Raw genomic sequence first — 17,935 nt, 5'->3', positions numbered from 1 at the left:
CTTGGCAGTCTCCCGCCAGACCAAGTCAGTGGCCAACATCCCTGGAGCCCCGAAGCGATACTCCTTCGCTAAAATCAGCGAGCCCATCGCTGTCCCGGGCCTCCTTGATCTACAACTCGATTCTTACGCGTGGCTCATCGGCACCCCCGAGTGGCGCGAGCGCGAGCAGGCAGAGCGCGGCGAAGACGCACGCGTGACGAGCGGCCTTGAGGATATCCTCGAGGAGCTTTCTCCGATCCAGGATTACTCGGGCAACATGTCCCTGTCCCTGTCGGAGCCTCGCTTCGAGCCGGTGAAGAACACCGTGGACGAGTGTAAAGAGAAGGACATCAACTACTCGGCGCCACTGTACGTCACCGCAGAATTCATCAACAACGACACCCAGGAGATTAAGTCCCAGACCGTCTTCATCGGCGATTTCCCGATGATGACTGAGAAGGGCACCTTCATTGTCAACGGCACCGAGCGCGTTATCGTCTCACAGCTCGTGCGTTCCCCGGGTGTCTACTTCGACCAGACCATCGACAAGTCCACCGAGCGCCCGCTGCACTCCGTGAAGGTCATTCCTTCCCGCGGTGCGTGGCTCGAGTTTGACGTCGACAAGCGCGACACCGTTGGCGTGCGCATCGACCGCAAGCGTCGCCAGCCGGTCACCGTGCTGCTCAAGGCCTTGGGTTGGTCCGAGGAGCAGATCAAGGAGCGCTTCGGCTTCTCCGAGCTCATGATGTCCACCCTCGAGTCCGATGGCGTGGCCAACACCGACGAGGCTCTGCTGGAGATCTACCGCAAGCAGCGCCCGGGCGAGCAGCCCACGCGCGACCTCGCACAGGCCCTGCTGGATAACTCCTTCTTCCGCGCCAAGCGCTACGACCTGGCCAAGGTCGGCCGCTACAAGGTCAACCGCAAGCTCGGCCTGGGCGGTGACCACGACGGTCTGATGACCCTGACCGAGGAAGACATCGCCGTCACCCTCGAGTACCTCGTGCGCCTGCACGCCGGTGAGCGCGAGATGAAGGCTCCGAACGGCGAGATGATCGCCATCCACACCGACGACATCGACCACTTTGGTAACCGTCGTCTGCGCACCGTGGGCGAGCTCATCCAGAACCAGGTCCGTGTGGGCCTGTCCCGCATGGAGCGCGTCGTCCGCGAGCGCATGACCACCCAGGACGCGGAGTCGATTACCCCGACCTCCCTGATTAACGTCCGCCCGGTCTCCGCCGCCATCCGCGAGTTCTTCGGTACCTCCCAGCTCTCGCAGTTCATGGACCAGAACAACTCCCTGTCCGGCCTGACCCACAAGCGCCGCCTGTCCGCGCTGGGCCCGGGCGGTCTGTCCCGTGAGCGCGCCGGCATCGAGGTGCGAGACGTTCACGCTTCGCACTACGGCCGCATGTGCCCGATTGAGACCCCTGAGGGTCCGAACATTGGTCTGATCGGTTCCCTGGCTTCCTATGCCCGCGTCAACGCTTTCGGCTTCATCGAGACCCCGTACCGCAAGGTTGTGGACGGCAAGGTCACCGACCAGGTGGAGTACCTCACCGCCGATGAAGAGGACCGCTACGCCATCGCGCAGGCCGAGGTTGAGAAGGCTGCCGACGGCACCCTGACCGGCGACCGCATTGAGGTCCGCCTCAAGGACGGCGATATCGGCGTGACCGACGCCGCCGGCGTTGACTACGTTGACGTTTCCCCGCGCCAGATGGTCTCCGTGGCTACCGCCATGATTCCGTTCCTCGAGCACGACGACGCTAACCGTGCCCTCATGGGCGCGAACATGCAGCGCCAGGCCGTGCCGCTGGTTCGCTCCGAGGCCCCGTACGTGGGCACCGGTATGGAGCAGCGCGCTGCCTACGATGCTGGTGACCTCATCATCACCCCGAAGGCGGGCGTGGTGGAGAACGTCACCGCGGACCTCATCACCATCATGGATGACGAGGGCCAGCGCGATACTTACATGCTGCGCAAGTTCGAGCGCACCAACCAGAACACCAACTACAACCAGACCCCGTTGGTCTCCCTGGGTGAGCGCGTCGAGGCAGGCCAGGTGCTTGCCGACGGCCCCGGTACCCACAACGGTGAGATGTCCCTCGGCCGCAACCTGCTGGTTGCCTTCATGCCGTGGGAAGGCCACAACTACGAGGACGCCATCATTCTCAACCAGCGCATCGTGGAGGAGGACATCCTCACCTCGATCCACATCGAGGAGCACGAGATCGATGCTCGCGATACCAAGCTGGGCCCGGAGGAGATCACCCGCGAGATCCCGAACGTCTCCGATGACGTTCTGCGTGACCTCGACGAGCGCGGCATCGTCCGCATCGGCGCCGACGTCCGCGCGGGCGACATCCTCGTTGGCAAGGTCACCCCGAAGGGTGAGACCGAGCTGACCCCGGAGGAGCGCCTCCTGCGCGCCATCTTTGGTGAGAAGGCCCGCGAGGTCCGCGATACCTCCATGAAGGTTCCGCACGGTGAGACCGGTAAGGTCATCGGCGTCTCCCGCTTCTCCCGCGAGGATGACGACGACCTGGCCCCGGGCGTCAACGAAATGATCCGCGTCTACGTGGCTCAGAAGCGCAAGATCCAGGACGGCGATAAGCTCGCCGGCCGCCACGGCAACAAGGGCGTTGTGGGCAAGATCCTCCCGCCGGAGGATATGCCGTTCATGGAGGATGGCACCCCGGTGGACATCATCCTGAACACCCACGGTGTGCCCCGTCGTATGAACATCGGCCAGGTGCTCGAGGTTCACCTCGGCTGGCTGGCACACGCCGGTTGGAAGATCGACACCGAGGATCCGGCCAACGCCGAGCTGCTCAAGACCCTGCCGGAAGAGCTTTACGACGTCCCGCCGGAGTCCCTGACCGCAACCCCGGTCTTCGACGGTGCCACCAACGAGGAGATCTCTCGCCTGTTGGCTTCCTCCAAGCCGAACCGCGATGGTGACGTCATGGTGGATGAGCACGGTAAGGCCCGCCTCTTCGACGGCCGCTCCGGTGAGCCGTACATGTACCCGGTTTCCGTCGGCTACATGTACATGCTCAAGCTGCACCACCTCGTCGACGAGAAGATCCACGCCCGCTCCACCGGCCCGTACTCCATGATTACCCAGCAGCCGCTGGGTGGTAAGGCGCAGTTCGGTGGCCAGCGCTTCGGTGAGATGGAGGTGTGGGCAATGCAGGCATACGGCGCTGCCTACACCCTGCAGGAGCTCCTGACCATCAAGTCCGATGACGTGGTCGGCCGCGTCAAGGTCTACGAGGCCATTGTCAAGGGTGACAACATCCCGGATCCGGGTATTCCGGAGTCCTTCAAGGTCCTCCTCAAGGAGCTGCAGTCCCTCTGCCTGAACGTGGAGGTTCTCTCCACCGACGGCACCCCGATGGAACTGTCTGGCTCCGACGATGATGACATGGACGGCGCTCCGTCCTTGGGCATTAACCTGTCCCGCGACGAGCGCTCCGACGCAGACATCGCCTAGCTTCTTGGTCCGCCGCTTATCAAGGCGGCGGGCATAACGAAACACCACCTACATACAAAGCCATCAACTTCCCCCTGACGGGGGATGAAAGGGAGACATTACGTGTTTGACGTAAATCTCTTCGACGAGCTCCGCATCGGGCTGGCCACGGCCGAGGACATCCGTCGCTGGTCCAAGGGCGAGGTCAAGAAACCCGAGACCATTAACTACCGCACCCTCAAGCCGGAGAAGGACGGCCTCTTCTGTGAGCGCATCTTCGGCCCGACCCGCGACTGGGAGTGCTCCTGCGGTAAGTACAAGCGCGTGCGCTACAAGGGCATCATCTGTGAGCGCTGTGGCGTCGAGGTGACCAAGTCCAAGGTGCGCCGTGAGCGCATGGGCCACATCGAGTTGGCCGCGCCGGTTACCCACATCTGGTACTTCAAGGGCGTTCCTTCCCGCCTGGGCTACCTGCTGGACCTGGCTCCGAAGGACCTCGAGCGCATCATCTACTTCGCTGCCAACATCATCACCTCCGTGGACGAGGAAGCTCGCCACAATGACCAGTCCACTCTGGAAGCAGAGATGCTTCTGGAGAAGAAGGACGTGGAGGACGACGTCGAGGCAGAGATCGCCGAGCGCGCTGCCAAGCTCGAGCAGGATCTGGCCGAGCTGGAGGCCGCCGGCGCTAAGGCCGACGCCCGCCGCAAGGTCCAGAACGCTGCCGACAAGGAAATGCAGCACATCCGCGAGCGCGGTGAGCGCGAGGTTGCTCGCCTCGACGAAATCTGGAACACCTTCATCAAGCTTGCTCCGAAGCAGATGATCATCGATGAGACCATCTACGAAGAGCTCGTTGACCGCTACGAGGATTACTTCACCGGCGGCATGGGTGCTGAGGCCATCCAGACCCTCATCCGCAACTTCGACCTCGAGGCCGAGGCTGAGGTTCTCAAGGAGATCATCAACAACGGCAAGGGCCAGAAGAAGATGCGTGCCCTGAAGCGCCTGAAGGTCGTCGCGGCCTTCCTGCGCTCGGGCAACGACCCGGCCGGCATGGTGCTCGACGCCATCCCGGTGATCCCGCCGGAGCTGCGCCCGATGGTGCAGCTGGACGGTGGCCGCTTCGCCACCTCCGACCTCAACGACCTCTACCGTCGCGTGATCAACCGCAACAACCGCCTCAAGCGCATGATTGACCTCGGTGCCCCCGAGATCATCGTGAACAACGAGAAGCGCATGCTGCAGGAGTCCGTCGACGCCCTCTTCGACAACGGCCGTCGCGGCCGTCCGGTCACCGGTCCGGGCAACCGCCCGCTGAAGTCCCTGTCTGACCTGCTCAAGGGTAAGCAGGGCCGCTTCCGCCAGAACCTGCTGGGTAAGCGCGTGGACTACTCCGGCCGTTCCGTGATTATCGTCGGCCCGCAGCTCAAGCTGCACGAGTGCGGTCTGCCGAAGCTCATGGCTCTGGAGCTGTTCAAGCCCTTCGTCATGAAGCGCCTGGTAGAAAACGACTACGCGCAGAACATCAAGTCCGCCAAGCGCATGGTGGAGCGCCAGCGCCCCGAGGTGTGGGACGTCCTCGAAGAGGCCATTTCCGAGCACCCGGTGATGCTGAACCGTGCACCGACCCTGCACCGCCTGGGTATCCAGGCCTTCGAGCCGAAGCTCGTCGAAGGTAAGGCCATCCAGCTGCACCCGCTGGCTTGTGAGGCTTTCAACGCCGACTTCGACGGTGACCAGATGGCAGTCCACCTGCCGCTGTCCGCTGAGGCACAGGCCGAGGCCCGCGTTCTGATGCTGGCTTCCAACAACATCTTGTCCCCGGCCTCCGGTAAGCCGCTGGCTATGCCGCGTCTGGATATGGTTACCGGCCTGTACTACCTCACCATGGACAAGGGTGAGGACGAGATCGGTGGCGAGGGCCGTTATCGCCCCGCCACGGAGGACCGTCCGGAGCAGGGCGTGTACTCCTCCTACGCGGAGGCCATCATGGCTCGCGACCGCGGCGTTCTGGGCCTGCAGGCCCCGATCAAGGTCCGCATCTCCCACCTGCGCCCGCCGGCAGACATCGAGGCAGAGCACTTCCCGGATGGTTGGCAGAAGGGCCAGGCCTGGCTCGCTGAGACCACCCTGGGCCGCATCATGTTCAACGACCTGCTGCCGTGGAACTACCCGTACCTCGAGGGCGTCATGGTCCGTAAGGGCGGCGCCGGCAACAAGATGCTGCTCGGTGACGTCATTAATGACCTCGCCGCGAAGTACCCGATGATCACCGTTGCCCAGGTCCTGGACAAGATGAAGGACGCTGGCTTCTACTGGGCCACCCGTTCCGGCGTGACCATCACCATGCACGACGTGCTGGTGCTCCCGAACAAGCACGAGGTGCTCGAGTCCTACGAGAAGGAAGCCGAGCGCATCGAGCGCAAGTACTGGGAGCAGGGTGCTCTGACCGAGCGCGAGCGCTACGACCGCCTGGTTGAGCTGTGGAAGGACGCCACGGACACCGTGGGTAACGCCGTCGAGGAGCTGTACCCCGACGACAACCCGATTCCGATGATCGTGAAGTCCGGTGCTGCCGGTAACATGCGTCAGATCTGGACCCTGGCCGGCATGAAGGGCATGGTTGTGAACTCCAAGGGTGACTACATCACCCGTCCGATTAAGACCTCCTTCCGTGAAGGCCTGTCGGTTCTGGAGTACTTCAACAACTCGCACGGTTCCCGTAAGGGCCTGGCGGATACCGCTCTGCGTACCGCTGACTCCGGCTACCTCACCCGTCGTCTCGTGGACGTGGCGCAGGACGTCATCGTCCGCGAGGAGGACTGTGGCACCCGTCAGGGCGTGCGCGTACCGCTCGGCGTCGAGATCGCCGAAGGTTCCTACGACCTGCACGAGCTGTGGGAGACCTCTGCATCCGGCCGCGTCGTGGCTAACGACGTCAAGGACGCCAACGGCGAGGTCATCGCTGAGGCAGGCGCCGACTTGACCGAGGAGCTCAGCCGCAAGATCGTCAACGCTGGCGTTCTGGAGATCAAGGTCCGCTCCGTGCTGACCTGCCAGACCCCGGCCGGTGTTTGCGCGAAGTGCTACGGCAAGTCCATGGCCTCTGGCAAGCTCGTCGATATCGGCGAGGCAGTCGGCATCGTGGCCGCACAGTCCATTGGTGAGCCGGGTACCCAGCTGACCATGCGTACCTTCCACCAGGGTGGTGTCGGTGGCGATATTACCGGCGGTCTGCCGCGTGTTCAGGAGCTCTTCGAGGCCCGTAACCCGAAGAACCGCGCTCCTATCGCTTCCGTTGACGGCACCGTGTCCCTGTCCGATGAGGGCAACTTCTGGACCCTGACCATCACCCCGGATGACGGTTCCGACAACGTGGTCTACGAGAAGCTGTCGAAGCGCCAGGGCCTGGCTCAGGTCCGCCGCCCGATGGAGTCCAACCCGGACGCAATGATTGAGCGCTCGCTTCGCGACGGCGACCATGTCACCACCGGTGACCGCCTCATGCGCGGTGCGGCTGATCCGCACGACGTGCTGGAGGTCCTCGGTCGCCGCGGTGTGGAGAAGCACCTCATCGACGAGGTCCAGGCCGTCTACCGTGCACAGGGTGTGGCCATCCACGACAAGCACATCGAGATCATCATCCGCCAGATGCTGCGTCGCGGTACCGTCATCGACGCTGGTACCACCGACCTGCTGCCGGGCAACCTCATTGACCTCTCTGAGGCCAAGCAGGTTAACGCCGCTCAGGTTGCTGAGGGCGGCCAGCCGGCACAGCTGCGCAGTGAGATCATGGGTATCACCAAGGCCTCCCTGGCTACCGAGTCTTGGCTGTCCGCGGCCTCCTTCCAGGAGACCACGCGTGTGCTTACCGACGCCGCCATCAACAAGCGCTCGGATCAGCTCATTGGTCTGAAGGAGAACGTCATCATCGGTAAGCTGATCCCGGCCGGTACGGGTATTTCCCGCTACCGCAACATCAGCGTGAAGCCGACTGAGGCCGCACGTAACGCTGCGTACTCCATCCCGACCTACGGTGATTCCATCTACGGCGACGATGGCTTCGGTGAGTTCACCGGCGCCTCCGTCCCGCTGGAGGAGGACTACACCTTCTAGTCCTTCGACGCCAAGGGAACCGAAGACCCGCGCCTCCTCACCATTGCATGGCCGTGTGAAGCGCGGGTCTTCCGCTTCTCTGTAGGTGCGGAAGTGCTCAGGGTACGCGCGGTGCGGTTCATTGTTTGATTGTGTTTGTTTGATAATTCCGAAATACACAACGCTATTTCACATAGTCTTGGGTCTCTGCCGAAGCTTTTCCTTTCCTTAAGCTGTAAGAGTGGAGGCTCATGGCACCGGAGTTTTGCCGGTGTGCAGGCACCCCGTCGCGTAGGTCAGAGGACGCGGCGGGGTGCTTTCGTTTTCTGCAGAGAGAGTCCTAATGCGGCTTTGCTCATCAGGTAGAGGCAGATGTGCTCTTGTGGGTGAGGCTTGCTAAGCTAACAATGCTTTTTAAGAGCATCTAGCCAGCGCTTTTGGCAGCTGGTGGCTTTAACTACACATCGTCACGGGTGCTTCCTCGTTGACCGCGATTGTGCCTAGTCCGATTTCACTTCACTTGTGTTCTCCGGGCATTGCATGGGTTGGCTGAGGAGGCTGAGACGCCGCAGTGCAGCGGCGAACCGTCGAACCTGATCCGGATAATGCCGGCGAAAGGGAGGAATAATGAACTCTGTATCTCATGGCGCGTCTGTAAATGGTGGCGCAACTGCGAATGGTGCTGCCCCGCGCAATTTGAACTGGCGCATTGTTGACATCGTGGTGGCTTCGGTGCTGGGCGTGGCGTGCGGATTCGTATTCCTGGCATGGAACACGGTGGGATACGCCTGGTTTGAGGCAATGGATGCGCTCACGCCGGGCCTGGGTGGAATTGCTACCGGCATCTGGTTGATTGGTGGCGTCATCGGTGGGTTGGTTATCCGCAAGCCGGGTGCGGCACTCTACGTGGAGTTGCTGGCGGCCATCGTGTCCGCGGTGTTGGGCTCCCAGTGGGGGCCGAGCACCGTGTACTCCGGTATTGCGCAGGGCATTGGTGTGGAGATTGTCTTGGCTATCTTCCTGTACCGCCGCTTTGGCCTGAGCATTGCGATGCTCGGCGGTATGGCTGCGGGCTGGGGTGCGTTTGTGCTGGAGCTGTTTACCTCCGGAAACCTGGGCAAGACCCTGCAGTTCAACATCATTTACCTAGTGACGCTGAGCATCTCCGGGGCTGTGTTGGCGGGAGCCGTGGGCTATTTCGTGGTTCAGGCACTTGCAAAGACCGGTGCGCTGGACCGCTTCGCGGTTGGGCGCGAGCAGCACAGGGCTTAGACGAGTGTTGGTTTAAGTGTTGGTTTAGTTGATGGCTGATCTGGGTAGTACTGGGGCCACGAAGCTTGTGGCCCGTGGCTATGGCTGGACGCACGCGGGGAGGCGTGCGCCGGCGCTGGCGGATATTGACTTGGTTGTATCACCGGGGGAGAAGGTGCTGCTGTGCGGTGATTCCGGGTCCGGGAAGTCCACGTTGCTGGCGGCCATTGCGGGTGTGCTGGGCGGGGATGATGAAGGCACACGCGTAGGCGAGATCCTTCTGGAGGATGCCTCCGGCCACGTCGAGCCACCCGGGCGCACGATTCCGGTGGGGCTGGTCCTGCAGGACCCGGACTCGCAGGTGATTGCCGCGCGTGTGGGGGATGATGTGGCCTTTGGCTGTGAGAACCTGGCTTTTCCGCGCTCGGAGATTTGGCAGCGGGTGTCTGCGGCGCTATCGATGGTGGGTCCTGATGTTGACTTGTCGTTCCCCACGGAGCGTCTCTCCGGAGGGCAGAAGCAGCGCCTAGCTTTAGCTGGTGTTATTGCGATGGGGGCGGGCATGGTGCTGCTCGATGAACCCACTGCGAACCTCGACCCAGAAGGCGCGCTGGAAGTCATCGAGGCGGTGTCCACCATGGTGGAGCGCACCGGCGCGACTCTCATCGTGGTCGAGCATCAACACGCGGCGTGGGAAGGGGTACTCGACCGCGCGATTGAGCTCAAGGACGGGCGCATCGTCGCTGACGGTCCGGTGGATAGCGTTGTCGCTCAGCGTTCGGTGATCGGCCTGCCGCAGGCGCGGGGGGACGGGGAGACGTCGCCAAGCAGCGCTGGGGGAGTGCCGGAATCGGCGGCGCTGTGGAGCACCGACTTGGTCACCCGCTTCGGGCCGCCGCGCAGCTACGCGTTGCCGCGGGGGAAATCCACGGTGATTACCGGGCCGAATGGTGCGGGCAAGACCACGTGGCTGATGACGGTGGCGGGGCTGCTTCCGGCAGTGTCCGGAGAGATTGGTGTGACAGAGTACGTGCGGCGGGGGCTTAAGGGCTCGCCGTTGACGTGGAAGTCACGGGAGTTGGCGGACCGCATTGGGTTTGTCTTCCAGAACCCCGAGCACCAGTTCGTTGCCCGCACGGTGGCGGAGGAGCTGCGCGTGGCACCGCGGGTCATGCGCCGCGAGGTGCCAGAGAAGCGGATTGATCAGCTCGTGGAGTCGCTGCGCCTGGGGCATGTGCTCAACGCCAACCCGTTTACGCTGTCCGGAGGGGAGAAGCGCAGGCTGTCCGTGGCCACGGCGTTGGTCACGGCGCCGGAGGTGCTGCTCCTTGATGAGCCCACCTTCGGTCAAGACCCCCACACCTTCACTGAGTTGGTGGGGTTGCTGCGGCGCATGGCGGATGAGGGGACGACGATTGCGTCGGTGACCCACGACCCGCTGTTCATTTCCGCGTTGGGGGACCACCGAGTGGAGGTGAGCCGTGGCTAGTACAGATCTTTTGCGCGGGATGAATCCGCTAACGCGCATCTTCCTGATGTTCGTGTGGGTTACGCCCTTGTTGCTCTCCGTGGATTGGGTCTCCGCGGCCGTGTCCTTGGGAATGACGTTGCTCTTCGCGCCGCTGTGTGGGGTGTCGTGGACGCGGTTGTTTAAGGCAGGGTGGTTCCTGTTTCTTATTGCGCCGCTGTCGGGAATCTCGATGCTGCTCTATGGCGAGCCCGGCGGGCGGGAGTACTTCAGCTGGTGGCTGATGACGGTCACGGATAACTCGCTGGAGCTGGCCCTCGCCATCACCCTGCGCGTTCTGGCGGTGGCGCTGCCCATGGTGGTGTTGGCGCGGGATATTGACCCGACGGAGCTTGGCGACGCCCTCTCCCAGATCCTCAAGCTGCCCTCCCGGTTTGTCATCGGGGCGGTGGCCGGGGTGCGCATGATGACGCTGTTCAAATCCGACTGGCAGTACCTCGCCATGGCGCGGCGCGCGCGTGGGCTGAGCGACGAAGGCCGCATCAAGCACCTCATCACCATGTCCTTCGGGTTGTTGGTGTTAGCCCTGCGCCGCGGAGGCAAGTTGGCCACGGCGATGGAGGCGCGCGGGTTTGGCCGCACCCCGCCGGGCGGTGGCCAGCGCACGTGGGCGCGGCCCTCCCGCCTAGTCGCGCGGGACTGGCTAGCCATGGTGGTGGGAGCCGGCCTCGCGGCGCTACCGGTGGTAGTTTCGGTTCTCAGTGGGTCCTGGAGATTCTTCGGACTCTAGGACGAACTCTCGCAACGCTGCACGCTAGACGTACCCAGAAGTGGTGAAAGAACACATGCAGGACACGGACCGCACGGACCATCGGGAAGGCGGTAAGGACACTGCCCAAACTCACGCCGCGGAGATGGACAGACTCTTAAACGATGTGCTGTCGCTCGCCGCAGCGCGCAAGCGCCCGATGCGCCCGGTCACCGTGCTTATCGACGGCCCCTCCGGCGCCGGCAAGACCTGGACCGCTGCGGCCCTGGCGGAGCGTACCGGGTGGCGGGTAGTCCACCTGGACGAGTTCTACCCCGGCTGGCACGGGTTGGAAGAAGGCTCCGCCATGGTGGCGGAGCAAGTGCTGCGGGAGAATAACCCGGGGTACTGGCGCTGGGATTGGGAGGCCAACGCGCCAAAAGATTGGGCCAGCGTGGATGAGCGCGATGACTTGATCGTCGAGGGCGTGGGTTCAGTCACTGGGGCCACCGTGGACGTCGCCAAGCAGCGCGGCTGCGTGGTAACCGTGCACATCGACGGCCCACGCGAGAAGCGCCGCGAGCGCGCCCTCGAGCGTGACCCCGGTTATGAAGAGTGGTTCGAAACGTGGGAGCGGCAGGAAAAAGAGCACTTTGCCGAGCGCGCAGTAGACGCGGACCTGACCTGGGAGTGGCGCTAGTACGCGCCGGTTACTGAGGCAACTGGGGGGAGCCACAGGCCGGATTTGGGCAGATCAGCGCGCTGGTGGTAGTCTGTTCAAGGTTTCATCTTTATGGATGAAAAGTCTGATCGACATCTCAGCCGGTATCTGGTTGAGGAGCGTTCTGGACATGCGGTAGGGCCCCGGAGAAGAGCCCCTATTTTTGCATGTTTGGGCGAGTCAAGCGGTCAGTTCAAGCCGAAGTCATAGAGAAAGACTAGATTTATGCCAACTATTCAGCAGCTGGTCCGCAAGGGCCGCCACGACAAGAAGGCCAAGGTTGCTACGGCCGCCCTGAAGGGCTCCCCGCAGCGCCGTGGCGTGTGCACCCGCGTGTACACCACCACCCCGAAGAAGCCGAACTCGGCTCTGCGTAAGGTTGCCCGTGTGCGCCTGACCTCCGGTATCGAGGTTTCCGCCTACATTCCGGGCGAGGGCCACAACCTGCAGGAGCACTCCATGGTGCTCGTCCGCGGTGGTCGTGTGAAGGACCTCCCGGGTGTTCGCTACAAGATTATCCGCGGCGCACTGGATACCCAGGGCGTGAAGGACCGTAAGCAGGCTCGTTCCCGCTACGGCGCAAAGAAGGGACAGTAATCAACAATGCGTAAGAATGCTGCACCGAAGCGTCCTGTAGTTAAGGACCCGGTTTACAACTCCGAGCAGGTCACCATGCTCGTCAACAAGATCCTCCAGGACGGCAAGAAGTCCACCGCTGAGCGCATCGTCTACGGTGCTCTCGAGGCTTGCCGCGAGAAGACCGGCACCGATCCGGTCGGCACCCTGGAGAAGGCCCTGGGCAACATCCGCCCGGACCTCGAGGTTCGCTCCCGCCGTGTCGGTGGCGCTACCTACCAGGTCCCGGTTGAGGTTAAGCCGGCCCGTTCCAACACCCTGGCTCTGCGTTGGCTGGTGACCTTCACCCGCCAGCGTCGTGAGAACACCATGATCGAGCGCCTCGCAAACGAGATCCTCGATGCATCCAACGGCCTGGGCGCTTCCGTTAAGCGTCGTGAGGATACTCACAAGATGGCTGAGGCCAACCGCGCCTTCGCCCACTACCGCTGGTAATACCTGCGGTATAACCCGCCACACGGCATTATGGCTCGAACAGCGATATCATCGTTTACCTGCGCTGACAGTGCGTGCACGCGCTCCCTTCGGCGGAGCAGCGCACGCTAGTCGGTGCGGAATCTAAACCTTAATAGCGTTGTTCGGGCCATTTTTTATGGCGTAGGGCTTAAAGCCCTGCGACCTCACGCTGACGCGAAAGCCTGGACGTGGCAAAATAGACCAAGACCTATCCATGAAGACGTCATTTTATGTGAGTCGGTCACAAGCTGGCTCGGGCGTCGACGACAATTAAGTTGGGGTATTTACTGTGGCACAACAAGTGCTTAAGGACCTGAACAAGGTCCGCAACATCGGCATCATGGCTCACATCGATGCTGGTAAGACCACTACGACTGAGCGTATTCTCTTCTACACCGGCATCAACCGTAAGGTCGGCGAGACCCACGACGGTGCTTCCACCACCGACTGGATGGAGCAGGAGAAGGAGCGCGGCATCACCATTACGTCCGCCGCCGTTACCTGTTTCTGGAAGAACAACCAGATCAACATCATCGACACCCCGGGCCACGTTGACTTCACCGTTGAGGTTGAGCGCTCCCTGCGTGTTCTCGATGGTGCTGTTGCCGTCTTCGACGGTAAGGAAGGCGTCGAGCCGCAGTCCGAGCAGGTGTGGCGTCAGGCCGCTAAGTACGACGTTCCGCGTATCTGCTTCGTCAACAAGATGGACAAGATGGGTGCGGACTTCTACTTCACCGTCCAGACCATCATCGACCGCCTCGGCGCTAAGCCGTTGGTTCTGCAGCTGCCGATCGGCGCTGAGGATGACTTCGACGGCGTCGTCGACCTCATCGACATGCAGGCCGTGACCTGGCGCGGCAAGGTCGAGACCGGCGCTGAGCCCACCATCGAGGAGATCCCGGCCGACCTGCAGGAGAAGGCCGAGGAGTACCGCGAGAAGCTGCTCGAGGCCGTTGCTGAGTCCGACGAGGCCCTCATGGAGAAGTACTTCGGTGGCGAGGAGCTGACCAAGGAAGAAATCCAGACCGCCATCCGCAAGATGACCGTCGCCTCTGAGATTTACCCGGTCCTGTGTGGTACCGCTTACCGCAACAAGGGCATCCAGCCGCTTCTCGACGCCGTCGTGGCATACCTCCCGAACCCGCTCGACGTCGGTGAGATCACCGGCCACGCTGTGGGCAACGAGGATGAGGTCATCACCCGTAAGCCGTCCGTGGAATCCCCGTTCTCCGCACTGGCCTTCAAGATTGCTGCTCACCCGTTCTTCGGTCAGCTGACCTTCACCCGCGTGTACTCCGGCCAGGTTCTGCCGGGCACCGAGGTTATGAACTCCACCAAGGGCAAGAAGGAGCGCATCGGCAAGCTGTTCCAGATGCACGCCAACAAGGAGAACCCGGTGGAGCAGGCGGATGCCGGCAACATCTACGCCGTCATTGGTCTGAAGGAAACCACCACCGGTGACACCCTGTGTGACAAGGACAACCAGATCATCCTGGAGTCCATGGACTTCCCGGACCCGGTTATCAAGGTCTCCATCGAGCCGAAGACCAAGGCCGACCAGGAGAAGCTGGGTACCGCTATTCAGAAGCTGGCTGCCGAGGACCCGACCTTCACCGTCGAGCTCGACGAAGAGACCGGCCAGACCGTTATCGGCGGTATGGGCGAGCTCCACCTCGACGTCCTGGTGGACCGCATGAAGCGCGAGTTCAAGGTTGAGGCAAACATCGGTAACCCGCAGGTTGCCTACCGCGAGACCATCCGCAAGAAGGTCGAGTCCCTGGACTACACCCACAAGAAGCAGACTGGTGGTTCCGGTCAGTTCGCAAAGGTCATCGTCACCATCGAGCCGTACAACCCGGATCCGGAAGAGCTGGAAGAGGGCGAGTCCGCAACCTACAAGTTCGAGAACGCCGTCACCGGTGGCCGCGTTCCGAAGGAGTACATCCCGTCCGTCGACGCTGGTATCCAGGACGCTATGCAGTACGGCTTCGTCGCTGGCTTCCCGCTGGTGAACATCAAGGCCACCCTCGAGGACGGCGCTTACCACGACGTCGACTCCTCTGAGATGGCCTTCAAGCTGGCCGGTTCTCAGGTCCTCAAGGAAGCCGTCGCCAAGGCAAAGCCGGTTCTGCTCGAGCCGATCATGGCCGTTGAGGTCGTCACCCCGGAGGAGTACATGGGCACCGTCAACGGTGACATCTCCTCCCGCCGCGGCCAGGTCTTCGCTATGGAGGACCGCTCCGGCGCCAAGGTGGTTAAGGCTAAGGTGCCGCTGTCCGAGATGTTCGGCTACATCGGCGACCTGCGTTCTTCCACCGCAGGCCGTGCAAACTTCACCATGGTCTTCGATTCCTACGCTGAGGTTCCGTCCTCCGTGGCACAGGCCATCATCGAGGAGCGCACCGGCGCCAAGGCCTAAGGTTTAAGGGGGGTCCGATGGACTCCCTGCCTTGTGGGGCTGGTAGTCTTCGCCAGTAGGCACCAGCCCCAGCGCTGGGGAGGTAGCGGTCCGCTGAGTGCGTAAACATTTTGCGCGTTGAGCCGGCCGTTACCCTCCCAGGATCCTTTAAATTGATTCTTGTCGAGGGTCAACGTCCGCACCTGATGGGCGGGGTTACCTCCTATTTGGGCAGTTTGAAAAAACTGCGGCATAAATCTAGGATCGTGTAACTGGCACGTAAGAAAGCGTCATTAGCGCTTATGAGCTTCGGCTCGAAGTGCCAATGGCAATACAAACCACGTGGCTGCGAAATACGTAGCCGCCATAGAGTCCAGGAGGACAAACAGTGGCAAAGGAGAAGTTCGAGCGTACGAAGCCGCATGTGAACATCGGCACCATCGGACACGTCGACCACGGCAAGACCACCACCACCGCAGCGATCACCAAGGTTCTGGCTGACGCTTACCCGGAGGAGAACACCGCTTTCGCCTTCGACATGATCGACAAGGCTCCTGAGGAGAAGGAGCGCGGTATTACCATCAACATCTCCCACGTTGAGTACTCCACCCCGAAGCGCCACTACGCACACGTGGACGCCCCGGGCCACGCCGACTACATCAAGAACATGATTACCGGCGCTGCTCAGATGGACGGTGCCATCCTGGTTGTTGCTGCAACCGATGGCCCGATGCCGCAGACCCGTGAGCACGTGCTCCTCGCTCGCCAGGTTGGCGTTCCGTACATCCTCGTTGCACTGAACAAGTGCGACATGGTTGACGATGAGGAAATCATCGAGCTCGTCGAGATGGAGATCCGCGAGCTGCTCGCCGAGCAGGACTACGACGAGGAAGCTCCGATCGTTCACATCTCCGCTCTCAAGGCTCTCGAGGGTGACGAGAAGTGGGCACAGTCCATCGTTGACCTGATGCAGGCTTGCGATGACTCCATCCCGGATCCGGAGCGCGAGCTGGACAAGCCGTTCCTGATGCCGATCGAGGACATCTTCACCATTACCGGCCGCGGTACCGTTGTTACCGGCCGTGTTGAGCGTGGTTCCCTGAACGTCAACGAGGACGTTGAGATCATCGGTATCCGCGACAAGGCTACCTCCACCACCGTTACCGGTATCGAGATGTTCCGCAAGATGATGGACTACACCGAGGCTGGCGACAACTGTGGTCTGCTTCTGCGTGGTACCAAGCGTGAGGACGTCGAGCGTGGCCAGGTTGTCATCAAGCCGGGCGCTTACACCCCGCACACCAAGTTCGAGGGTTCCGTCTACGTCCTGAAGAAGGAAGAGGGCGGCCGCCACACCCCGTTCATGGACAACTACCGTCCGCAGTTCTACTTCCGCACCACCGACGTTACCGGCGTCATCAAGCTGCCTGAGGGCACCGAGATGGTTATGCCGGGCGACAACGTTGAGATGTCTGTAGAGCTCATCCAGCCGGTCGCTATGGACGAGGGCCTGCGCTTCGCTATCCGCGAGGGCTCCCGCACCGTCGGCGCTGGCCGCGTTACCAAGATCCTCGACTAATTCTCGCTAGGGCCTAAGGCCCTTCCTGATTAGCAGGTCTGAAAGCCGCTCAATCCCTGTTGGGGTTGGGCGGCTTTGGTGATCGCGGGCCTACTAGGCTTAAGAATCATGTTTGACCCAACCCGCATTGACCGCACCCTCGCCGCCTTGCGCGCTGCGTGGGAAGGTCAGCCGGATCTTCCCCTGGGAACCCTGTTCGGCATGCTGGCGGCAGAAGGGTACGGCTGGGGCGTGCCTGACGACGACCTCACGGCCCGCTTGGAGTCCATGGCCGCCGTCCACCCACCGCTTGTGCCTCTCGACGCCAACCTCGTCGCCGAAGGCCTCTGGCTCGTCATCACGCCATCTCACCGGGTGACGTTGGCTCCTCAGGTGCCCACCGCATCCACCTCGACGCAGCCGTCCACCGCACCAGCCCCGACTCAACACCGGGCGAACATCGAGCTCACTTCTCCGTCCGATTGCGTGGCGGTTGTACGCCCCGTGTCTAAGGATGGCCAGCTCGGGCAGCCGGTGGCTTGGCGAGTTTCTGCGCTGCGGCCTGTCGGTCCCGGCCGGCCGCTCGTCATAGCCGATGCCGAGGGCTTTGAGCACCGGTTCGGTGTTGTCGAGTCCGTCACCCGCCTGCGCGAGGACCATCGAGCCCTGTCAGGCCTCAAGCGCCGAAGCGTGGGGGACCGCGTGTGGTTCATCCGTACCGACGCGGAAACAATCCTCCTCGACCACGGCCTGCACATCATCGAGCGTAAGAATCGAGAGCTCGTCCGCACCGACTTCTCCTGGCACCGCATCGAGGAGGGCGAAGTCGGAAAGCCTCTCCGTGTCCACCTTTCACGCGGAACCATGCACACGTTCGGCGCCATAAATGAACTCATCCTCGCGGAGTCTGAGCCGTGGAGCTCCTCCGAGTAGTCCGCGTGCGTTGCTGTCGTTTCGTGGCCCGCGACTAGCGATCACCGATGTGTCCGTCAACCTTCATCCGGTTGGCGGGTTTCGTTCTTTAAGGGCTTAACTCCCGGCGGGAAGCGCGTGAATCATGCTCAAGGATCGCCGATATGCCCGCGTGCCTTGATGTGGTCCGCGGGCGGCAGTGTTGTCACTGGTGGTTAGCTGTTTCCTT

11 protein-coding genes and 1 riboswitch are annotated in these 17,935 nt (G+C 62.2%); all 11 genes read left to right on the top strand.

Translation table 11 applies throughout. From position 1 onward, the window contains the following. The first annotated feature begins 1 nt into the window (after position 1). The 11 genes from HMPREF2760_RS05085 (at position 2) to HMPREF2760_RS05035 (ending at position 17,727) form a co-directional block, all read left to right on the top strand. The gene (locus HMPREF2760_RS05085; RefSeq protein ID WP_070520944.1) at positions 2-3,481 is read left to right on the top strand and encodes a DNA-directed RNA polymerase subunit beta; all 3,480 of its coding nucleotides are present in this window, start codon (positions 2-4) and stop codon (positions 3,479-3,481) included. A gap of 102 nt (positions 3,482-3,583) precedes the next feature. Next, positions 3,584-7,579: a DNA-directed RNA polymerase subunit beta' gene (locus HMPREF2760_RS05080; protein WP_070596756.1), complete on the top strand. Its 3,996-nt coding sequence runs from the start codon at positions 3,584-3,586 to the stop codon at positions 7,577-7,579. A gap of 438 nt (positions 7,580-8,017) precedes the next feature. Next, a riboswitch (TPP riboswitch) is annotated at positions 8,018-8,197 on the top strand. After that, positions 8,186-8,830, top strand: a complete 645-nt coding sequence (locus HMPREF2760_RS05075; RefSeq protein ID WP_070596755.1) for an ECF transporter S component — start codon at positions 8,186-8,188, stop codon at positions 8,828-8,830. Its footprint overlaps the riboswitch before it by 12 nt. 31 nt (positions 8,831-8,861) lie before the next feature. After that, positions 8,862-10,298, top strand: coding sequence for an ABC transporter ATP-binding protein (locus tag HMPREF2760_RS05070; RefSeq protein ID WP_070596754.1), 1,437 nt, complete (start codon positions 8,862-8,864; stop codon positions 10,296-10,298). A 19-nt stretch (positions 10,299-10,317) separates the two neighbouring features. After that, positions 10,318-11,067 (top strand): energy-coupling factor transporter transmembrane component T family protein, encoded by a 750-nt coding sequence (locus HMPREF2760_RS05065; protein ID WP_070561715.1) that lies wholly within the window; start codon positions 10,318-10,320, stop codon positions 11,065-11,067. 124 nt (positions 11,068-11,191) lie between these two features. Beyond that, on the top strand, positions 11,192-11,725 hold the full coding sequence (locus HMPREF2760_RS05060) for an isopentenyl transferase family protein (protein WP_255362890.1): 534 nt from the start codon (positions 11,192-11,194) through the stop codon (positions 11,723-11,725). A 246-nt stretch (positions 11,726-11,971) separates the two neighbouring features. Next, the gene (gene rpsL / locus HMPREF2760_RS05055) at positions 11,972-12,343 is read left to right on the top strand and encodes a 30S ribosomal protein S12 (RefSeq protein ID WP_005286791.1); all 372 of its coding nucleotides are present in this window, start codon (positions 11,972-11,974) and stop codon (positions 12,341-12,343) included. A 6-nt stretch (positions 12,344-12,349) separates the two neighbouring features. Beyond that, positions 12,350-12,817, top strand: coding sequence for a 30S ribosomal protein S7 (gene rpsG / locus HMPREF2760_RS05050; RefSeq protein ID WP_070521784.1), 468 nt, complete (start codon positions 12,350-12,352; stop codon positions 12,815-12,817). Between the two features lie 310 nt (positions 12,818-13,127). Beyond that, positions 13,128-15,257, top strand: coding sequence for an elongation factor G (fusA, locus tag HMPREF2760_RS05045; RefSeq protein WP_070530489.1), 2,130 nt, complete (start codon positions 13,128-13,130; stop codon positions 15,255-15,257). Between the two features lie 367 nt (positions 15,258-15,624). Further along, positions 15,625-16,815, top strand: a complete 1,191-nt coding sequence (tuf, locus tag HMPREF2760_RS05040; protein WP_070521778.1) for an elongation factor Tu — start codon at positions 15,625-15,627, stop codon at positions 16,813-16,815. A gap of 108 nt (positions 16,816-16,923) precedes the next feature. Continuing rightward, a complete protein-coding gene (locus HMPREF2760_RS05035) occupies positions 16,924-17,727 on the top strand; it encodes a hypothetical protein (RefSeq protein WP_070596753.1) in 804 nt (267 codons plus the stop codon). Positions 17,728-17,935 lie beyond the last annotated feature (208 nt).

This window comes from Corynebacterium sp. HMSC065D07 (genome assembly GCF_001810695.1).
Taxonomy (GTDB): domain Bacteria; phylum Actinomycetota; class Actinomycetes; order Mycobacteriales; family Mycobacteriaceae; genus Corynebacterium; species Corynebacterium hesseae.
This window is presented reverse-complemented; position numbering and strand designations above follow the sequence as displayed.

Excerpts from the sequence above, each read along its gene's own strand:
- HMPREF2760_RS05075 (WP_070596755.1), top strand. The coding sequence starts at position 8,186 with ATGAACTCTGTATCTCATGGCGCGTCTGTAAATGGTGGCGCAACTGCG.
- HMPREF2760_RS05070 (WP_070596754.1), top strand. The coding sequence starts at position 8,862 with ATGGCTGATCTGGGTAGTACTGGGGCCACGAAGCTTGTGGCCCGTGGC.
- HMPREF2760_RS05065 (WP_070561715.1), top strand. The coding sequence starts at position 10,318 with ATGAATCCGCTAACGCGCATCTTCCTGATGTTCGTGTGGGTTACGCCC.
- HMPREF2760_RS05060 (WP_255362890.1), top strand. The coding sequence starts at position 11,192 with ATGGACAGACTCTTAAACGATGTGCTGTCGCTCGCCGCAGCGCGCAAG.
- rpsL (WP_005286791.1), top strand. The coding sequence starts at position 11,972 with ATGCCAACTATTCAGCAGCTGGTCCGCAAGGGCCGCCACGACAAGAAG.
- rpsG (WP_070521784.1), top strand. The coding sequence starts at position 12,350 with ATGCGTAAGAATGCTGCACCGAAGCGTCCTGTAGTTAAGGACCCGGTT.
- HMPREF2760_RS05035 (WP_070596753.1), top strand. The coding sequence starts at position 16,924 with ATGTTTGACCCAACCCGCATTGACCGCACCCTCGCCGCCTTGCGCGCT.